2 pseudogenes are annotated in these 703 nt (G+C 74.1%); both read right to left on the reverse strand.

From position 1 onward, the window contains the following. Positions 1–263 (reverse strand): annotated as a pseudogene (locus G3I78_RS46590) (thiamine pyrophosphate-binding protein); the annotation flags it as partial. Positions 264–324: 61 nt separating this feature from the next. Continuing rightward, a pseudogene (locus tag G3I78_RS46595) lies at positions 325–703 on the reverse strand (protein phosphatase 2C domain-containing protein); the annotation flags it as partial.

A 703-nucleotide genomic window follows, 5' to 3' on the forward strand; every position in this document is an offset into this window, starting at 1 on the left:
GTCGTAGAGGCCGTTGATGAGGTGCAGGTTGCCGGGGCCGCAGGAGCCCGCGCAGGCGGCGAGCCGGCCGGTGACCTGGGCCTCGGCACCGGCGGCGAACGCGGCGGTCTCCTCGTGCCGGACCTGGATCCACTCGATGCCGCCGGTCCGGCGGATGGCGTCGACGACGGGTTCAGGCTGTCGCCGACGACTCCGTACATCCGGCGCACGCCGGCGCGTACGAGGATGTCGACGAACTGCTCTGCCACGTTCTGCTTGCCCATGGAACGGCGCCCTTTCGTTGCCTGCCGGCTACGCCCGTCCATCCATGCACACTCCGCGCCGTCACGCCTCCCAGACGGCGGCGGCCGTCCGGTCGTCGGCGTACCCCTTGAGGCGGAGCTGGGTGTCCGCGAGGAAGACCGCGAGGCCGGGGGGTTCCCGGTCGGCCCAGCGGGCCGCGAGTTCGGCCGGAAGGAGGCCCTCCTCGCGCATGGGGTCGGCGAGCCCGCCGGAGCACAGGAGCAGGGTGTCGCGGGGCCGCGCCATGGCGGCACGGAACCGGAACCCATCGGCGCCGCTCTCGGCCGGCTCGGACCGCTGCGGCTCCAGGTCCTCCCAGGTCCCGCCGCGGAGGCGGAACAGGCCGCCGGCGCCCGAGCCGAAGCAGACCCGGGTCTTGCACTCGGGATCGATGGGGAGCAGCAGGACGCGCAGACCGGCG

It is taken from the genome of Streptomyces sp. SID13726, from assembly GCF_010548375.1.
Classification (GTDB): domain Bacteria; phylum Actinomycetota; class Actinomycetes; order Streptomycetales; family Streptomycetaceae; genus Streptomyces.